Below are 16,941 nucleotides of genomic sequence, written 5' to 3' on the forward strand. Positions count from 1 at the left end.
GGAGAGGGATAAGTTTGTCTTACTCGTCGTGCTCTTCCCACGCCAGGGCGCGTTTGACCGCTTTCTTCCAGCCGCTGTAGCGGAAGTTACGCTCGGTGGTTTCGATGCCCGGGCGGAATTCGCGTTCGATCACCGCTTTTTCCTGCAGCTCGTCCAGGTTCTGCCAGAAGCCTACCGCCAGACCGGCAAGGTACGCCGCGCCCAGCGCCGTTACTTCACGCACTTCAGGACGCTCAACGCGGGTGCCCAGAATGTCGGACTGGAACTGCATCAGGAAGTTATTCGCGACCGCACCGCCGTCCACGCGCAGGGCGTGCAGACGAATGCCAGAGTCCGCCTGCATCGCTTCCAGCACGTCGCGCGTCTGGTAGGCGATGGATTCCAGGGTGGCGCGAATAATGTGGTTAGAATTCACGCCACGCGTCAGACCGAAAATCGCGCCGCGTGCATACGGGTCCCAGTAAGGTGCGCCCAGACCGGTGAACGCAGGCACCACGTACACGCCGTTGGTGTCTTTCACTTTGGTCGCGAAGTACTCGGAGTCGAACGCATCGCTGATCAGCTTCATCTCGTCACGCAGCCACTGGATAGACGCGCCGGCCATGAACACCGCACCTTCCAGGGCATAGTTCACTTCACCGCGCGGGCCGCAGGCGATGGTGGTCAGCAGACCGTTTTCTGATTTCACCGCTTTCTCGCCGGTGTTCATCAGCATAAAGCAGCCGGTGCCGTAGGTGTTCTTCGCCATCCCTTCCTTGACGCACAGCTGGCCGAACAGCGCCGCCTGCTGGTCACCGGCGATACCGGCGATAGGAATACGGGTGCCGCCTTTACCGCCGATGTTGGTCTGGCCATATACCTCAGAAGACTTACGCACTTCAGGCAGCATCGCGCGTGGGATATCCAGCGCGTCCAGCATCTTGTCATCCCACTCCAGGGTGTTGATGTTGAACAGCATGGTACGCGAGGCGTTGGTGTAGTCGGTGACGTGAACGCGTCCCTGGGTCATCTTCCAGATAAGCCAGGTATCAACGGTACCGAACAGCAGCTCGCCGCGCTTTGCACGCTCACGTGAACCTTCCACATGGTCGAGGATCCATTTCACTTTGGTGCCGGAGAAATACGGGTCAACCACCAGGCCGGTGGCGCTGCGCACGTACTCTTCCATGCCGTCGCGCTTCAGCTGTTCGCAAATCTCAGAGGTACGGCGGCACTGCCAGACGATGGCGTTGTAAATAGGCTTACCGGTTTCACGTTCCCAGACAATCGTTGTTTCACGCTGGTTAGTGATACCAATCGCGGCAATCTCGTCGGAACTGATATCGGCTTTCGCCAGCACTTCGACCAGCGTGGAGCTTTGTGACGCCCAGATCTCCATTGGGTCGTGTTCTACCCAGCCTGGACGAGGGTAAATTTGCTCAAATTCGCGCTGTGACACGCTGACGATGTTCGCGTCATGATCCATTACGACAGCGCGGGAGCTGGTAGTGCCCTGGTCGAGCGCAACGATATATTTTTTTTCGGTCATGGTATGTGTCCCGTAGTCAGATTACAGCGAAGCTTTTTGTTGTGCGGTAGAAGTCGTTTCCTTCTCCTCTTCCACACAGGTGTCGCACGGTAAATGGCGACCAATTAATTTGCGGTAGCTGAACGCACCCAGCGCAGCCCCGACAACTGGCGCAAACAGCGGTACCAGGAAGTAAGGAATGTCTTTGCCGCCGGTGAAGGCGACGTCGCCCCAGCCTGCGATAAAGGCGAACGCTTTAGGTCCGATATCACGTGCCGGGTTCATCGCGAAGCCGGTCAGCGGGCCCATGGAAGCGCCAATCACCGCAATCAGAAGGCCAATCAGCAGAGGGGCCAGCGGGCCGCGCGGAATGCCGTTTCCGTCGTCGGTCAGCGCCAGGATAACGCCCATCAGAATAGCGGTAATCACCATTTCAACTGCGAACGCCTGCACAAAATTGATATGCGGGTTTGGATAGGTTGAGAAGATGCCTGCCAGATCCAGACTTTCGACACTGCCGCGCACCATATGATGCGTCTGTTCGAAGTCGATGAAAAGATTGTAATAAAGCCCGTAAACTAACGCCGCTGCGCAAAACGCGCCGGCAAACTGAGAAAGAATGAAAGGAACAACTTTGCGTCCGTCGAAGCACGCGAACAGCCACAGTGCGATAGTCACCGCCGGGTTAAGATGTGCACCAGAAACCCCTGCAGTCAGGTAGATGGCCATCGCCACGCCCAGACCCCAGATGATACTGATTTCCCACTGACCAAAACTGGCACCCGCCACTTTCAGTGCAGCGACACAGCCCACTCCGAAGAATATCAACAACCCGGTACCAAGGAACTCGGCAATGCACTGGCCTTTTAAGGTTGATGTCTGACTCATAATCGGAATCCTGAAGAAATTGATGTTTATTGTTAGCATGGCCGCCCGTGACAGCCACGATGCCCTGTAGACATAGTGTTAATTTATCGTTAACGAGCAAAAACGAGAAATATCGAAATCAAAATGTGTGGTCTGTGTCAATAAAATGAGCGTTTTCGCGCCATAAAGCACATTTTTACAGCAGTACAGGATCGGTACAGGAATGAGAGCTGAATCATTTCATTAACGAATGAGTTAACAATTTAGGGGGATATGACGCGAACGCACCAGGACCAGACCTAAAAGTGTTGCAAACCGCGATCTGCGCGGTGTGTCGCTGGACACAGAGCGCCGCGCTCCATACAATCGACGGTATATGTCGTGCGCGTTTATGTTAAAGCGTCGCCTTGCAATTCAGGAGAGGTAGCATCATGTCTTTAGAAGTGTTTGAGAAACTGGAATCGAAAGTACAGCAGGCGATTGACACCATCACCCTGCTGCAGATGGAAATTGAAGAGCTGAAAGAGAAGAACAACAGCCTGGCGCAGGAAGTACAGAACGCGCAGCACAGCCGCGAAGAACTGGAGCGCGAAAACAACCAGCTGCGCGAACAGCAGAACGGCTGGCAGGATCGCCTGCAGGCGCTGCTGGGACGTATGGAAGAAGTCTGATTCCCATTGGGATGAACTGAACAGGCCGGGTAAGGCGATGCCGCTACCCGGCTTTTTTTATATTTATCGCTAACACAATTAGGCTTTTATAAAGGTTCTGAAGAGTTGCCCAAGGTTTAGACGAGAGTATGATGAAGTTCCTTGGTGTTAGTCTGTAAGACTTCCCAACGGACCGCGAATCCCGAGGGACAAAAAAACCGCCACATTGCTGTTGGCGGTTTTTTTATGGTACACGCTTACGGTTTTATTACTCGATATCCAGCGGATCTTCGGAAAGGATAATGCCGGTATTATCGGCGTAGAGATGGTCGCCGGAGAAGAAGGTCACGCCGCCGAAGTTAACGCGCACGTCGCTTTCGCCGATACCGTCACCCGCCGCCCCTACCGGTATGGCCGCGATGGCCTGAATCCCGATATCGAGGTCTTCCAGATCGTCCACCTGACGCACGGAACCGTACACCACAAGGCCTTCCCACTCGTTCTGCACGGCAATACCGGCCAGCTCAGCATCAATCAATGCGCGCCGCACGGAACCGCCGCCATCGACCACCAGTACGCGGCCGCGGCCGTTCTGTTCGAGCAGATCGTACAACAACCCGTTATCCTCGAAACATTTCACCGTGACGATCTGTCCGCCAAACGACGACCGCCCACCAAAGTTGGAGAACAGCGGTTCAACGACGTTGACATCTTCCTGGTAGATGTCACAAAGCTCGGAGGTATCGTATTTCATAGGTTTAACGCTCAGTTGCTGCGAATGTGTTCAGTATATCGTGCGAAATGCGTTGTTGGCAAAATCATCAATTGTTAATTGATATTTGTCAGCTAACTGAGCGTCTGGCTTAAGACAATCCCGATGACGAACAACAGGTTAGTCAGCAGCGCGCCTTTTACGGTTCGCTCCAGCATCGGTGGCATGGCGGCCGGGCTACGTTCACGCATCACAAAACGGGCCTGCTTAATCAGCAGCGGCGCGGCAAGCACAAACAGCCAGCCCCACAGACTGTGCAGGGAAATCAGGTTAAACAACGCCAGGCAGACCAGGGCCCCCATCAGCAGGCAGGCATGGTAGCGACGCGCATTCACTGGCCCCAGACGGACCGCCAGGGTGTTTTTACCGTTCTCGCGATCGCTGTCGATGTCGCGCAGGTTGTTGATGTTGAGCACCGCTGTCGCCAGCAGGCCGCAGGCGGTCGCAGGCAGGAACAGGGCAGGAATCACCGTATGCGCCTGTAAGTACCAGCTTCCCATGACGCTCAGCCAGCCGAAGAACACCAGTACCGAGATATCACCGAGCCCAATATAACCGTAAGGTCGCGTGCCGACGGTATAGGTGATGGCCGCGATAATGGCCAATAAGCCCAGCACCAGAAAACCAATGAAATCGCTGGGAGTCTTAGACGCCACCGTCACCAGCGCCAGACCCGATAAACAGATCAGCACCACGGTGATAATCAACGCGCGCTTCATCTGCGCCTGGGTAATCACCCCTTTTTGCATTCCCCGCAGCGGCCCGATACGGTCAGGTTTGTCGCTGCCTTTCACCGCGTCGCCGTAGTCGTTGGCGAGGTTGGAGAGAATTTGCAGCAGGCCGGCGGTAATCAATGCCAGCGCGGCGACCAGCGGATCGAAATAACCCTGCCACCAGGCAAGCGCCGTGCCGACGATAATCGCGGCGAAGGCCAGAGGGAGTGTTTTAGGGCGCAGACTTTCGAGCCACGCCTGCGTACGGCTGATGTCAGTCATAAGTATTTAGCCAATAAAAATGGGGGCATTAGCCCCCATTAAACGTGATGAGAATCCAGTAACCGCGATTATAGGATAAAACGGCTCAGATCTTCATCTGCCACTAACGCATCCAGATGTTTACTCACATATTCTGCGTCAATGGTAACGGTTTGACCGTTCAGGTCGCTCGCGTCGTAAGAGATATCTTCCACCAGGCGTTCCAGCACGGTATGCAGACGACGCGCACCGATGTTTTCGGTGGTTTCGTTCACCTGCCATGCAGCCTGGGCAATACGTTTGATGCCGTCTTCGGTGAACTCGAGGTTCACGCCTTCGGTCGCCATCAGCGCTTTGTACTGTACGGTGGCAGAGGCGTTTGGCTCGGTCAGGATACGTTCGAAATCTTCGGTGGTCAGCGCCTGCAGCTCAACGCGGATAGGCAGACGGCCCTGCAGTTCCGGGATCAGATCCGACGGGCTGGCAACCTGGAAGGCACCTGATGCGATAAACAGGATGTGGTCCGTTTTCACCATGCCGTGCTTGGTGGAGACGGTGCAGCCTTCAACCAGCGGCAGCAGGTCGCGCTGAACGCCTTCGCGGGACACGTCCGGGCCGGAGCTGTTGCCGCCGCGCTTACAAATTTTGTCGATTTCGTCGATAAACACGATACCGTGCTGCTCAACCGCGTCGATAGCGTCCTGCTTCAGCTCTTCCGGGTTCACCAGCTTCGCCGCTTCTTCTTCAATCAGCAGCTTCATCGCGTCTTTGATTTTCAGCTTACGCGCTTTTTGCTTCTGACCGCCCAGGTTCTGGAACATGGACTGCAGCTGGCTGGTCATCTCTTCCATGCCCGGAGGCGCCATGATTTCCACACCCATTGGCGCGGCAGCGAGATCGATCTCAATCTCTTTGTCATCCAGCTGGCCTTCACGCAGTTTTTTGCGGAACGCCTGACGTGCAGCAGACGGTTCCGCCTGCTGTTCAGCCTGACCCCAGTTGTTTTTTGCTGGCGGGATCAGCACGTCGAGAATGCGCTCTTCGGCCATCTCTTCCGCGCGATAGCGGTTTTTCTCAATCGCCTGGACGCGCACCATTTTGATCGCCGAGTCGGTCAGATCGCGGATGATGGAGTCCACTTCTTTACCCACATAGCCCACTTCGGTGAACTTGGTGGCTTCAACTTTGATGAACGGCGCGTTAGCCAGCTTCGCCAGACGACGGGCGATTTCGGTTTTACCGACGCCGGTCGGGCCGATCATCAGAATGTTTTTCGGCGTAACTTCGTGGCGCAGTTCTTCGTCAAGCTGCATACGACGCCAGCGGTTACGCAGGGCGATAGCCACGGAGCGCTTGGCGTTATCCTGGCCGATAATGTGTTTGTTCAGTTCGCTGACAATTTCGCGTGGGGTCATTTCAGACATGGGAGATCCTTACGCTTTGGAGGTCAATTCTTCGATGGTGTGGTTGTGGTTGGTATAGATGCAGATATCACCTGCAATATCCAACGCCTTCACCGCGATATCACGCGCGTTCATGTCGGTATTTTCCAACAGCGCGCGGGCAGCAGCCTGGGCATAAGGGCCGCCAGAGCCGATGGCAATCAGGTCATTTTCCGGCTGAATCACGTCACCGTTACCGGTGATGATAAGCGATGCGGTCTCATCGGCGACCGCCAGCAGCGCTTCGAGCTTGCGCAGCATGCGGTCGGTACGCCAGTCTTTCGCCAGCTCAACGGCGGCTTTCACCAGATGACCCTGGTGCATTTCCAGTTTACGTTCAAACAGTTCAAACAGCGTGAAAGCATCCGCCGTGCCGCCTGCAAAGCCGGCGATCACTTTGTCGTTGTAGAGACGACGCACTTTCTTCACGTTGCCTTTCATGACGGTATTACCCAGCGTGGCCTGGCCATCACCGGCGATTACCACATGGCCGTTACGGCGTACACTTACTATTGTTGTCACGAGCAGACCCCCTGGTTACAGAATCGGGAAACAGAAGCCCTGAGCCTGTGCTCAGGGCTGAATTAAATGATAGATGGGGGGGAATTTGGGGGTTTCAACCCCCGGAGGCGAGTCGAATGCAGTTTGTGTGACCGGCGATTTTCAAACGAGAAAGGGTGCCATCGGCATTTTCTTTGCCTTTGACCGGACCAATCACCACGCGATTCCAGCCGTTATTGGTGGTAATACGCGAATCAAACCCTTCAAAGGCCAGCTGCGCGCGCACCGTTTCCGCCTGCTCCGCACCTTTGAACGAACCGCACTGTACCATCCAGCGACGTTCGTCTTTTTTCTCCGCCGTCTGCTTCGGCGCTTCGGTCTCTTTCGTTACCGGCGCGGCCTGCTGCGTTTTCGGCTGCTGGGCGGTGGTATGCGCTGGCGTCTGGAGCAGATCCTGATACGGCTGAGCCGCCTGCTTCTGCGGCTGCGTTTTAGGCTGCTGCTGGGCAGGCTGAGACTGCACCGTACGCGTCGGCTGCTGATACGGCTGTTCCGTGACCCGCGGCTGTGCCTTAGGCTGCTGTACCGGCTGAGTTTGCGCCCACTGCTGTTGCTGCTGAATCTGCTGTTGTGCCTGGCGACGCTGCAGCGTTTGCTGACGCTGTTCCGGCGTCTGCTCATTCCACGGCACTTCGTTCAGCTGCGTAGGCTGCTGGCGCATATCGGCCTGCATTTGTGCTAGCAGCTGACGCTGTTCATCCGTCAGCTGATTCGCATTCTGCACTTCACCACCCGCAGAAGGTTCGGTTGGCGCACGCACCCCAGGCTGACGGCTCTCCAGCTCTTTGATATAGCGCCAGCGCTCTTCAGGCTTCGGAGGGAGGCCATTTCCGGCGACTTTACTGGCCTGAAGCGCCTCGGACTCTTCTTTTTTATGGTGCGTGATAAAGTACAGGCCACCAATAAAGGCGACGACTACAGCCGCAGCAATAGCGACCATTGCTGGCGAGACAGCAGGCAGGTTACGTTGCTTTTTTCTTGAGCTACTCTTTTTGCGTCGCGAAGGTGCCGGCTGGCCGCGACGTACATAATCTCGTTGTGCCACTATCGTTTCGCTGTATTTATTCGTTCGTCAGTCCGCCATGTTACTTAAGCGGCGGGGCTTTGACCAGATAAGGGTATCCGAAAGACGTTTACTTTAAGTCAATGCCTGGGTCGTGCCGCGGACGATCAGTTCGCAGTCCAGCAACCGTGATCCGCTGCTAACTGTTTGACCGTGAAGCTGATCCAGCAGAAGCAGCATCGCTTCGCGGCCGATCTGGTAGCGCGGCTGAGCGACCGTTGAGAGCGGCGGATCGCAAAATTCCGAAAGCGAAATATTATCGAATCCGATGATGGATAAATCTTTCGGTATGCGAAGACCGCGGCGTTTGGCATACGATAATGCGCCCAGCGCCATCACGTCGCTGTGACAAAATACGGCGGTTGGCGGCTCAGGCAGGTCCAGAAGTTTCTCCAGCGCCTGTCCACCCGCAGCGAAGGTAAAATCACCGCGTGCAATGTAGTGCGGATCGACGGTGACGCCGGTCCGGCGCAGCGCCTGAACGTAGCCCTGCAAACGGTAATGACACAGCGGCATCTCTTCCGGCCCGGCGATGCAGCCAATACGCTTATGCCCCAGCTCCTGGAGATAGTTTACGGCGTTGAACGCGGCGGTAAGGTTATCGATATGGACCGTCGGCAGTTCCAGCTCTGGAGCAAACTCGTTGGCCATGACCATCGGCGGTAAATTACGCTGCTCTTCGATGCTGGCATCAAACGGCAGGCGAGAGCCAAGCAGCAGCATGCCGTCGATCTGCTTGGTGATAATGAGGTCGATGAAGGTTTTTTCCTGCTGGTTCTGGTGGGCGCAGTCGCCAATCAGCACCAGATACCCCTGTTCCGCCGCGGTGACTTCAATACCGCGGATAATCTCGCTAAAGAAAGGGTCACAGATGTCCGGCACAATCACCAGGATGGTGCGCGACTCGTTGCGTTTGACGTTACGCCCCATCGCCTGCGGAAAATAGCCCACTTCAAGCGCAGCCTGCTCCACCCGGTTACGGGTCGCCTGGGAGACTTTATCCGGGTTCATTAATGCGCGGGATACTGTTGCCGTAGAGACCTGTGCTTTCTGGGCAACGTCTTTCATGGTCGCAGTCGCAACCTCTTTCCTGGACTTCAACGTCTTCTCCTCGCCTGAACACCGAACTTCTGACATCACCATTTTTACAGATAGTTAATGGAATCGGTTACAGAATTTTCATAAAAAGTGTGAGGAGCGTTAAATTTTTCGATCCAGCTTCAGCCTTCGATAGGGTCGACGTCCAGGACCCACTTCACTTTTCGCGCTTCTGGCAGGGTGTTAATCAGCACCAGCGCGCCGCTGACGATATGCTGAAGACGAATACGCGAGGGGTGCTGGAGCAAGATCTGCCAGCGGAAACGGCCGCCGCGTTTTGGCGCGAGGGCAGGCACCGGGCCCAAAATCCACAGCTGGTTATCCACCAGCGGGCTGGCCTGCAGGAGGTTTCTCAACTGCTGCAGGAAAAGTGGCGCCTGCTGGTTGTTATGATCTTCCGCGCGGATGATGACGTGGCTGGTCCACGGCGGCAACTGCATGGTCTGGCGTTCGGCCAGCGCCTGCTCGGCAAAGGCGTCATAGCCTTTGTGCAGAAGGGTTTGCAGCAGCGGGTGCTCCGGGTGGTGTGTTTGCAGCACTACTTCGCCCTGTTTACCGGCGCGTCCTGCGCGTCCGGCTACCTGGGTGTAAAGCTGGGCGAAGCGCTCGGCGGAGCGGAAATCTGCCGAGAACAGCGCGCCGTCCACGTCCAGCAGGGCGACCAGCGTCACGTCCGGGAAGTGGTGGCCCTTGGCCAGCATCTGGGTGCCAATCAGGATGCGCGCGCCGCCGCGATGCACTTCCGCCAGCTGTTGTTCCAGCGCGCCTTTGCGGCTGGTGGTGTCCCGGTCGATACGCGAAATCGGCACGTCCGGGAAGAAGGGCCCAAGCGCCTGTTCCAGCTGTTCCGTCCCCAGACCGACCGGCACAATATGCGTTGAACCACATGACGGGCACTGGCGCGGCACCGGACGCTGGCTGTCGCAGTGGTGGCAGCGCAAATGCCGCTGGGCCTGATGGAAGGTGTAGTAGTGATCACAGCGCGGGCACTCGGCAATCCAGCCGCAGTCGTGGCACAGCAGGGCGGGGGCAAACCCGCGACGGTTGAGGAACAGAATGACCTGATTACCCGCCTGCAAATGCTGGCGCATGCGGGTAATCAGCGCAGGCGCTAGCCCCGCCTGAACCTGCTGACCTTTCAGATCCAGCACGTGCTGAATGGCCGGGCGGGCATTCCCTGCCCGGCGCGTCAGGCGCAGCATGTGGTATTTACGCTGGCGCACGTTGTGCAGCGTTTCGAGCGCAGGCGTGGCGGATCCCAATACAATAGGAATTTGCTCGCTGTGCGCGCGGTAGACGGCCAGATCGCGGGCGTGATAGCGCCAGCCTTCCTGCTGTTTATAGGAGCTGTCGTGCTCTTCGTCGATCACGATTACGCCAAGATTTTTAAACGGCGTGAACAGCGACGAACGGGTGCCAATCACAATCGCCGCTTCGCCGTTTTTCGCTTTCAACCAGGCGCTGAGGCGCTCGCTGTCGTTCAGGCCGGAGTGCAGAACCTCAACCGGCGCGTTAAAGCGCTCGCGGAATCGGGCGATGGTTTGCGGCGTCAGTCCAATTTCCGGCACCATCACCAGCGCCTGCTTGCCCTGCGCGAGCACGTTTTCCAGCACGCTCAGGTAAACTTCGGTCTTGCCGGAACCGGTGACCCCCGCCAGCAGCCAGGCAGAGAAATGATCGGAGGCGCTATGAATCGCGCCTACCGCGGTGGCCTGCTCGGTATTCAAACGCAGGCGATCCCCTGAAACGGAGAAATTTTCCCGCCAGTCGTAAAGGGCAGGCGCTTCGCTTGCCAGGTCGCTCAGCCCTTTCTTTCTCAATGCCTGTAGCGCCGTTTCGCTGACCTCAAGCTCGTCGACCTGATGCCGCCAGATTTTCCCCTGACGCAGCGCCGCCAGCGCCTGCTGCTGTTTCTGCGAACGCTTCAGGCTGTTGATGTCGACGGCCTGGCCTTCCTCCGTGGCAAACCAGTACCACATCGGCGCGTGGCTGGCGCTTTTGCCCTGACGCAGCATCATTGGCAGGGCGTGGAACAGGACGTCGCCAATCGGGTGATGATAATAATCTGCCGCCCACAGCAGCAGTCGCCAGGTGCTGGTGGAGTAAACAGGCTCGCTGTCCAGCGCCTCAACGACCGATTTCAGTTCGTTAAGCGGCAGTTCGCTTTTATCGCTGACGGAGACAACGATCCCCACGCGCTGCTGTTTGCCAAACGGCACGGTCACGCGGCAGCCAGCTTTGGCGTTCATACTGTCGGGCAGCAGATAGTCAAAGGTGCGGGGAAGCGGAACGGGCAGGGCAACGTGAGCGACGGGCATCGAATCTTCCTGACTTGAAAAGTGGCGCGTTAGTATACACATTAGTAAAAGCGGCGTGCGGATCAGTTTGCATACGTTGGTCAAATTCTGTATGATTCGCCGCCTTTGGTGTACTTTACGCCAAAGAACTTACAATCAACATCGCGTGGTGTCTGGCGTTAGGGCTGGAAGAGCGACGCGGCCTTAACTGAGGTTCTCCCATGAAAAAAGATATTCACCCGAAATACGAAATGATTACTGCAAACTGTTCTTGCGGTAACTCTATCCAGATCCGCTCTACCGTGGGTCACGATCTGAACCTGGACGTGTGCGGCAAATGCCACCCGTTCTACACTGGTAAGCAGCGTGATGTTGCAACCGGTGGCCGTGTTGACCGCTTCAACAAGCGTTTCAGCATCCCGGGCGCTAAATAAGCATCCAGAAAAAACCGCCTACGGGCGGTTTTTTTGTGCCTGTTATATCCCTTCTGAATAAATCACACCTGGATATTTTTATCTAAAATAATTAATTACGCATCATTGTATTAAAATATTTGTCTGATGTATTCTTTAACGGATAGTGAACTGCATCTCTCATTTCTTTAATTCTTTGCCACCTTTTAATGAGTGTGTCAAAAATTAAAAGGTTTCTCTCGTTTCGTAAAATTACACTTCGCCCGTCATACATTCTTATTAGCCATTACGACAAGGTGGCTTTCAGGGCGCATTTACTTCGAGGGAACTGTTATGAAATTGAAGCAAGTCTTATTTGTGCTTCCGTTAATATCGTGCGCGGCGCAGGCGGGATATGTGGATTACCGACACGAGTATTACGACGATGGGCGTAACTATGACCGTGTATACATGTCACACCGCTTTGGCACCGGCTTTGGCGTAGCGGTTGAGGCGGTATCGCGCTCCGATAACAAGCAGTCTAACGACGCGCTTAATAATATGGAAAGTAACAGCAACGAATATACCGCAAGCTATCAATTTACCTGGCAAGGTTTTATATGGCAGCCGGGCGTCGCCGTTGAAATGGGTGATGACATGGCCATCTATAAGCCTTATCTGCGCGTACAGTATAATATTAATGACAGCTGGTGGACGGCGTTTCGTTATCGTACGGAGTACACTCGCCGTAATGCTGACGGTAAAGATGACCGTATGGTTTATCGTCCGGAAGTGTGGCTGGGTTATAATATTGATAGCTGGATGTTCGAGTTAAACGGCATTTATAAATTCGCCGATAACGAAGACCTGTATAACAATAAAAAAGAAGATTACGAATATAACTTCCGCGTGGCGTATAACATCGACTCGTGGATCCCGTTTATCGAGGTGGGCAATGTCTCTTCCGGCTATAACACCGCCACCAGCGACGATCGCCAGACGCGTCTGCGCGTGGGTTTAGGCTACAACTTCTAAAAACTATCCCGCTGAGTCACCTCAGCGGGATCACACCGCAGTTAGTATTCCCACGTCTCCGGGTCAATACCCAGTTCACGCATGATTACTTTCGCCTCTTCCGGGATTTCGTCACTACGCTCTTTGCGCAGATCGTCATCGTTCGGCAACGGTTGACCGGTAAACGCATGCAGAAACGCTTCGCACAGCAGTTCGCTGTTGGTTGCGTGGCGCAGGTTATTCACCTGACGACGCGTACGTTCATCGGTGAGGATCTTCAACACCTTCAGAGGAATGGAAACCGTAATTTTCTTTACTTGCTCACTCTTCTTACCGTGCTCAGCGTATGGGCTGATATATTCGCCGCTCCATTCAGCCATGAGATACCTTTAATCCTCTCAGTCATTTATTTAAAGGTGCAAAACCGGTAACCACCCGTTTTGAACCGCAATCTTGCCTAGTTTACCGTAGAGACGATACCGTGGCACGGATATTGCCGCTGCAGCGTGCACTAAAGCATATAATTTTAACGGCTATTTGCGCATTGCTCAATCTATACGCAAAGAAGTTTAGATGTCCAGATGTATTGACGTCCATACTTTCAGTGTTTACTCTGGTGCCTGACTTTTCACCTCATTCGCCAGGAAGCCCTCACCATGACGCGTAAACAGGCCACTATCGCAGTGCGTAGCGGATTAAATGATGACGAGCAGTACGGCTGCGTTGTCCCGCCCATTCATCTTTCCAGTACTTACAACTTCACCGGATTTAATGAACCCCGCGCGCATGATTACTCGCGTCGTGGCAACCCTACGCGTGACGTGACCCAGCGTGCGCTGGCCGAACTGGAAGGTGGCGCAGGTGCTGTGTTAACCAACACGGGGATGTCCGCCATTCACCTGGTGACCACCGTGTTCCTGAAACCAGGCGACCTGCTGGTTGCGCCGCACGATTGCTACGGCGGCAGCTATCGCCTGTTTGATAGCCTGGCGAAACGCGGCTGCTATCGCGTATTGTTTGTCGATCAAAACGACGAACAGGCGTTGAAACAGGCGCTGGCAGAGAAACCGAAGCTGGTTCTGGTAGAAAGTCCAAGCAATCCATTGTTGCGCGTTGTCGATATTGCGAAAATTTGTCAGCTTGCAAGGGATGCGGGAGCGATAAGTGTAGTGGATAATACGTTCCTCAGTCCGGCCCTTCAGAACCCACTCGCACTGGGTGCCGATCTGGTATTGCATTCATGCACTAAATATCTGAACGGCCATTCTGACGTGGTAGCAGGCGTGGTGATTGCCAAAGATCCGGATGTTGTCACCGAACTGGCATGGTGGGCCAATAATATTGGCGTCACCGCAGGCGCCTTCGACAGCTACCTGCTGTTGCGCGGTATCCGCACGCTGTCGCCGCGCATGGACGTGGCGCAGCGCAATGCTCAGGCGATTGTCGACTTCCTGAAAACCCAGCCGCTGGTGAAGAAGCTGTATCACCCGTCGCTGCCGGAAAATCAGGGGCACGAGATTGCCGCGCGCCAGCAGAAAGGGTTTGGCGCGATGTTAAGTTTTGAACTGGACGGTGACGAGCAAACGCTGCGTCGCTTCCTGAGCGGGCTGTCATTGTTTACGCTGGCGGAATCCTTAGGTGGGGTTGAAAGCTTGATCTCCCACGCCGCGACCATGACGCACGCAGGAATGGCACCCGAAGCACGTGCCGCCGCCGGTATTTCTGAGACGCTGCTGCGGATCTCAACCGGTATTGAAGATTCTGAAGATTTAATTGCCGATCTGGAAAATGGCTTCCGGATCGCAGCCAAGGGGTAATCATGAGTGTGATAGCGCAGGCAGGGGCGAAGGGTCGTCAACTGCACAAGTTTGGTGGTAGTAGTCTTGCTGATGTGAAATGTTACCTGCGTGTCGCAGGGATCATGACGGAATATTCACAGCCGGGTGACATGATGGTTGTCTCGGCGGCGGGCAGCACCACCAACCAGTTGATTAGCTGGCTGAAACTGAGCCAGACCGATCGCCTTTCTGCGCATCAGGTGCAACAGTCCTTACGTCGTTACCAGAGCGAGCTGATTGCTGGCTTGCTGCCTGCGGACGTAGCGGACGGGCTGATCAGCGCCTTCACGCATGACCTTGAGCGTCTGGCCGCCCTGCTGGATAGCGGCATTACCGATGCGGTGTATGCCGAAGTGGTGGGGCACGGTGAAGTGTGGTCCGCACGCCTGATGGCTGCGGTTCTGCAACACCTTGGCGTGGATGCCGCCTGGCTCGACGCGCGTGATTTCCTGCGCGCCGAACGCGCCGCGCAGCCACAGGTGGATGAAGGCCTGTCCTACCCGCTGCTGCAACAGCTGCTGGTGCAGCATCCGGGCAAACGCATTGTGGTTACCGGCTTTATCAGCCGCAGCAACGCGGGTGAAACCGTGCTGCTGGGCCGTAACGGCTCCGACTACTCGGCAACGCAAATCGGTGCGCTGGCGGGCGTGTCCCGCGTCACCATCTGGAGCGACGTGGCCGGTGTTTACAGCGCGGACCCGCGCAAAGTAAAAGATGCCTGCCTGCTGCCGCTGCTGCGCCTGGATGAAGCCAGCGAGCTGGCGCGTCTGGCCGCGCCGGTGCTGCACGCGCGCACGCTGCAGCCGGTTTCCGGCAGCGATATCGACCTCCAGCTGCGCTGCAGCTATACCCCGGATCAAGGCTCTACCCGTATTGAACGCGTATTGGCGTCCGGCACCGGGGCGCGTATTGTCACCAGCCACGACGACATCTGCCTGATTGAGTTCCAGGTGCCTGCGGGCCAGGACTTCAAACTGGCGCATAAAGAGATCGACACGATCCTGAAACGCGCCCAGGTGCGTCCGCTGGCCGTGGGTGTTCACAATGACCGCCAGCTGCTGCAGTTCTGCTATACCGCAGAAGTGGCGGACAGCGCCCTGAAAATTCTGGATGAAGCCGGTCTGCCGGGCGAGCTTCGCCTGCGTCAGGGGCTGGCGCTGGTGGCGATGGTGGGCGCGGGCGTCACCCGTAACCCGCTGCACTGCCACCGCTTCTGGCAGCAGCTGAAAGGCCAGCCGGTGGAGTTCACCTGGCAGTCGGAAGAGGGTATTAGCCTGGTTGCCGTTCTGCGCAAAGGGCCAACCGAAAGCCTGATTCAGGGTCTGCATACCTCCCTGTTCCGCGCGGAAAAACGCATCGGCCTGGTGCTGTTTGGTAAAGGCAACATCGGTTCCCGCTGGCTGGAGCTGTTTGCCCGCGAACAGGTCACGCTTTCGGCGCGTACCGGGTTCGAATTCATTCTCGCAGGCGTGGTGGACAGCCGCCGCAGCCTGCTGAACTACGAAGGGCTGGATGCCAGCCGCGCGCTTGCCTTCTTTAATGATGAAGCCGTCGAGCAGGATGAAGAGTCGCTGTTCCTGTGGATGCGTGCACACCCGTATGACGATCTGGTGGTGCTGGACGTTACCGCCAGCGAACAGCTTGCCGATCAGTATCTTGATTTCGCCAGCCACGGTTTCCACGTCATCAGCGCCAACAAGCTGGCGGGGGCGAGCAGCACCGACAAATACCGCCAGATCCACGACGCGTTTGAAAAAACCGGCCGTCACTGGCTGTATAACGCCACCGTGGGTGCGGGCCTGCCGGTAAACCACACCGTGCGCGACCTGATTGAAAGCGGTGACAGCATTCTGGCGCTGAGCGGTATCTTCTCCGGTACGCTCTCCTGGCTGTTCCTGCAGTTTGACGGCACCGTACCGTTCACCGACCTGGTGGATCAGGCGTGGCAGCAGGGCTTAACGGAACCCGATCCGCGCGTTGACCTCTCCGGTAAAGACGTGATGCGCAAGCTGGTGATCCTGGCGCGTGAAGCGGGTTATGACATCGAACCGGATTCCGTCCGCGTCGAGTCGCTGGTGCCTGCCGGCTGTGAAGAAGGTTCTGTGGACCATTTCTTTGAAAATGGGGAAGAGCTTAACGAGCAGATGGTGCAGCGTCTGGAAGCCGCAAACGAGATGGGGCTGGTGCTGCGCTACGTGGCACGTTTTGAGGCCAACGGAAAAGCGCGAGTCGGTGTCGAGGCGGTGCGCCCTGAACATCCGCTGGCGGCGCTGCTGCCGTGCGATAACGTCTTCGCCATCGAAAGCCGCTGGTACCGCGATAACCCGCTGGTGATCCGCGGCCCGGGCGCCGGGCGCGACGTTACTGCCGGGGCCATCCAGTCCGACATCAACCGTCTGGCTAAGCTGCTGTAAAAACTCAATTTCCCTCTCCCTGTGGGAGAGGGTTAGGGTGAGTGCGGTCTGA

15 protein-coding genes are annotated in these 16,941 nt (G+C 56.2%); 5 read left to right on the forward strand and 10 right to left on the reverse strand.

Features of this window, described 5'->3' with window-relative positions; genetic code table 11:
- Window positions 1–19: 19 nt before the first annotated feature.
- Together glpK and F3J31_RS22195 are read right to left on the reverse strand one after the other, a co-directional pair.
- Complete coding sequence (glpK, locus tag F3J31_RS22190; RefSeq protein WP_014885706.1) at window positions 20–1,528, reverse strand: glycerol kinase GlpK; 1,509 nt, start codon at window positions 1,526–1,528, stop codon at window positions 20–22.
- A 21-nt stretch (window positions 1,529–1,549) separates the two neighbouring features.
- Window positions 1,550–2,395: an MIP/aquaporin family protein gene (locus F3J31_RS22195; protein ID WP_014885705.1), complete on the reverse strand. Its 846-nt coding sequence runs from the start codon at window positions 2,393–2,395 to the stop codon at window positions 1,550–1,552.
- Window positions 2,396–2,805: 410 nt separating this feature from the next.
- Between F3J31_RS22195 and zapB the strand changes: the two genes are divergently transcribed.
- The gene (gene zapB / locus F3J31_RS22200; RefSeq protein ID WP_008501806.1) at window positions 2,806–3,045 is read left to right on the forward strand and encodes a septal ring assembly protein ZapB; all 240 of its coding nucleotides are present in this window, start codon (window positions 2,806–2,808) and stop codon (window positions 3,043–3,045) included.
- 247 nt (window positions 3,046–3,292) lie between these two features.
- On the opposite strand, the gene rraA is transcribed toward zapB, so the two are convergent.
- The 7 genes from rraA to priA form a co-directional block, all read right to left on the reverse strand.
- A complete protein-coding gene (rraA, locus tag F3J31_RS22205) occupies window positions 3,293–3,778 on the reverse strand; it encodes a ribonuclease E activity regulator RraA (protein WP_023309687.1) in 486 nt (161 codons plus the stop codon).
- A gap of 92 nt (window positions 3,779–3,870) precedes the next feature.
- Window positions 3,871–4,791 carry a 1,4-dihydroxy-2-naphthoate polyprenyltransferase gene (menA, locus tag F3J31_RS22210; protein WP_008501804.1) on the reverse strand — a complete coding sequence of 307 codons (921 nt, stop codon included), beginning with the start codon at window positions 4,789–4,791 and terminating at the stop codon, window positions 3,871–3,873.
- Between the two features lie 68 nt (window positions 4,792–4,859).
- A complete protein-coding gene (gene hslU, locus F3J31_RS22215; protein WP_023309685.1) occupies window positions 4,860–6,194 on the reverse strand; it encodes an HslU--HslV peptidase ATPase subunit in 1,335 nt (444 codons plus the stop codon).
- Window positions 6,195–6,203: 9 nt separating this feature from the next.
- The gene (gene hslV, locus F3J31_RS22220) at window positions 6,204–6,734 is read right to left on the reverse strand and encodes an ATP-dependent protease subunit HslV (RefSeq protein ID WP_008501802.1); all 531 of its coding nucleotides are present in this window, start codon (window positions 6,732–6,734) and stop codon (window positions 6,204–6,206) included.
- 94 nt (window positions 6,735–6,828) lie between these two features.
- Complete coding sequence (ftsN, locus tag F3J31_RS22225) at window positions 6,829–7,818, reverse strand: cell division protein FtsN (protein ID WP_167215579.1); 990 nt, start codon at window positions 7,816–7,818, stop codon at window positions 6,829–6,831.
- Between the two features lie 93 nt (window positions 7,819–7,911).
- A complete protein-coding gene (gene cytR, locus F3J31_RS22230) occupies window positions 7,912–8,937 on the reverse strand; it encodes a DNA-binding transcriptional regulator CytR (RefSeq protein WP_021242811.1) in 1,026 nt (341 codons plus the stop codon).
- A gap of 119 nt (window positions 8,938–9,056) precedes the next feature.
- Window positions 9,057–11,252 carry a primosomal protein N' gene (gene priA, locus F3J31_RS22235; RefSeq protein ID WP_167215582.1) on the reverse strand — a complete coding sequence of 732 codons (2,196 nt, stop codon included), beginning with the start codon at window positions 11,250–11,252 and terminating at the stop codon, window positions 9,057–9,059.
- A gap of 200 nt (window positions 11,253–11,452) precedes the next feature.
- On the opposite strand from priA, the gene rpmE reads away from it, so the two are divergent.
- Window positions 11,453–11,665, forward strand: coding sequence for a 50S ribosomal protein L31 (gene rpmE / locus F3J31_RS22240; RefSeq protein WP_003862040.1), 213 nt, complete (start codon window positions 11,453–11,455; stop codon window positions 11,663–11,665).
- Window positions 11,666–11,977: 312 nt separating this feature from the next.
- On the forward strand, window positions 11,978–12,658 hold the full coding sequence (locus tag F3J31_RS22245) for an oligogalacturonate-specific porin KdgM family protein (protein ID WP_028015662.1): 681 nt from the start codon (window positions 11,978–11,980) through the stop codon (window positions 12,656–12,658).
- Between the two features lie 41 nt (window positions 12,659–12,699).
- Here F3J31_RS22245 and metJ read toward each other — a convergent pair whose 3' ends face one another.
- Window positions 12,700–13,017, reverse strand: a complete 318-nt coding sequence (metJ, locus tag F3J31_RS22250) for a met regulon transcriptional regulator MetJ (protein ID WP_003862042.1) — start codon at window positions 13,015–13,017, stop codon at window positions 12,700–12,702.
- A 276-nt stretch (window positions 13,018–13,293) separates the two neighbouring features.
- On the opposite strand from metJ, the gene metB reads away from it, so the two are divergent.
- Together metB and F3J31_RS22260 are read left to right on the forward strand one after the other, a co-directional pair.
- Window positions 13,294–14,454: a cystathionine gamma-synthase gene (gene metB, locus F3J31_RS22255; protein ID WP_045909121.1), complete on the forward strand. Its 1,161-nt coding sequence runs from the start codon at window positions 13,294–13,296 to the stop codon at window positions 14,452–14,454.
- Window positions 14,455–14,456: 2 nt separating this feature from the next.
- Window positions 14,457–16,889, forward strand: a complete 2,433-nt coding sequence (locus F3J31_RS22260; RefSeq protein ID WP_047073650.1) for a bifunctional aspartate kinase/homoserine dehydrogenase II — start codon at window positions 14,457–14,459, stop codon at window positions 16,887–16,889.
- The last annotated feature ends 52 nt before the right edge of the window (window positions 16,890–16,941 follow it).

Origin of the sequence: Enterobacter sp. Acro-832 (assembly GCF_011752745.1) — a bacterium.
Lineage (GTDB): Bacteria > Pseudomonadota > Gammaproteobacteria > Enterobacterales > Enterobacteriaceae > Enterobacter > Enterobacter quasiroggenkampii.

Excerpts from the sequence above, each read along its gene's own strand:
- glpK (WP_014885706.1), bottom strand. The coding sequence starts at position 1,528 with ATGACCGAAAAAAAATATATCGTTGCGCTCGACCAGGGCACTACCAGC.
- F3J31_RS22195 (WP_014885705.1), bottom strand. The coding sequence starts at position 2,395 with ATGAGTCAGACATCAACCTTAAAAGGCCAGTGCATTGCCGAGTTCCTT.
- zapB (WP_008501806.1), top strand. The coding sequence starts at position 2,806 with ATGTCTTTAGAAGTGTTTGAGAAACTGGAATCGAAAGTACAGCAGGCG.
- rraA (WP_023309687.1), bottom strand. The coding sequence starts at position 3,778 with ATGAAATACGATACCTCCGAGCTTTGTGACATCTACCAGGAAGATGTC.
- menA (WP_008501804.1), bottom strand. The coding sequence starts at position 4,791 with ATGACTGACATCAGCCGTACGCAGGCGTGGCTCGAAAGTCTGCGCCCT.
- hslU (WP_023309685.1), bottom strand. The coding sequence starts at position 6,194 with ATGTCTGAAATGACCCCACGCGAAATTGTCAGCGAACTGAACAAACAC.
- priA (WP_167215582.1), bottom strand. The coding sequence starts at position 11,252 with ATGCCCGTCGCTCACGTTGCCCTGCCCGTTCCGCTTCCCCGCACCTTT.
- rpmE (WP_003862040.1), top strand. The coding sequence starts at position 11,453 with ATGAAAAAAGATATTCACCCGAAATACGAAATGATTACTGCAAACTGT.
- F3J31_RS22245 (WP_028015662.1), top strand. The coding sequence starts at position 11,978 with ATGAAATTGAAGCAAGTCTTATTTGTGCTTCCGTTAATATCGTGCGCG.
- metJ (WP_003862042.1), bottom strand. The coding sequence starts at position 13,017 with ATGGCTGAATGGAGCGGCGAATATATCAGCCCATACGCTGAGCACGGT.
- metB (WP_045909121.1), top strand. The coding sequence starts at position 13,294 with ATGACGCGTAAACAGGCCACTATCGCAGTGCGTAGCGGATTAAATGAT.
- F3J31_RS22260 (WP_047073650.1), top strand. The coding sequence starts at position 14,457 with ATGAGTGTGATAGCGCAGGCAGGGGCGAAGGGTCGTCAACTGCACAAG.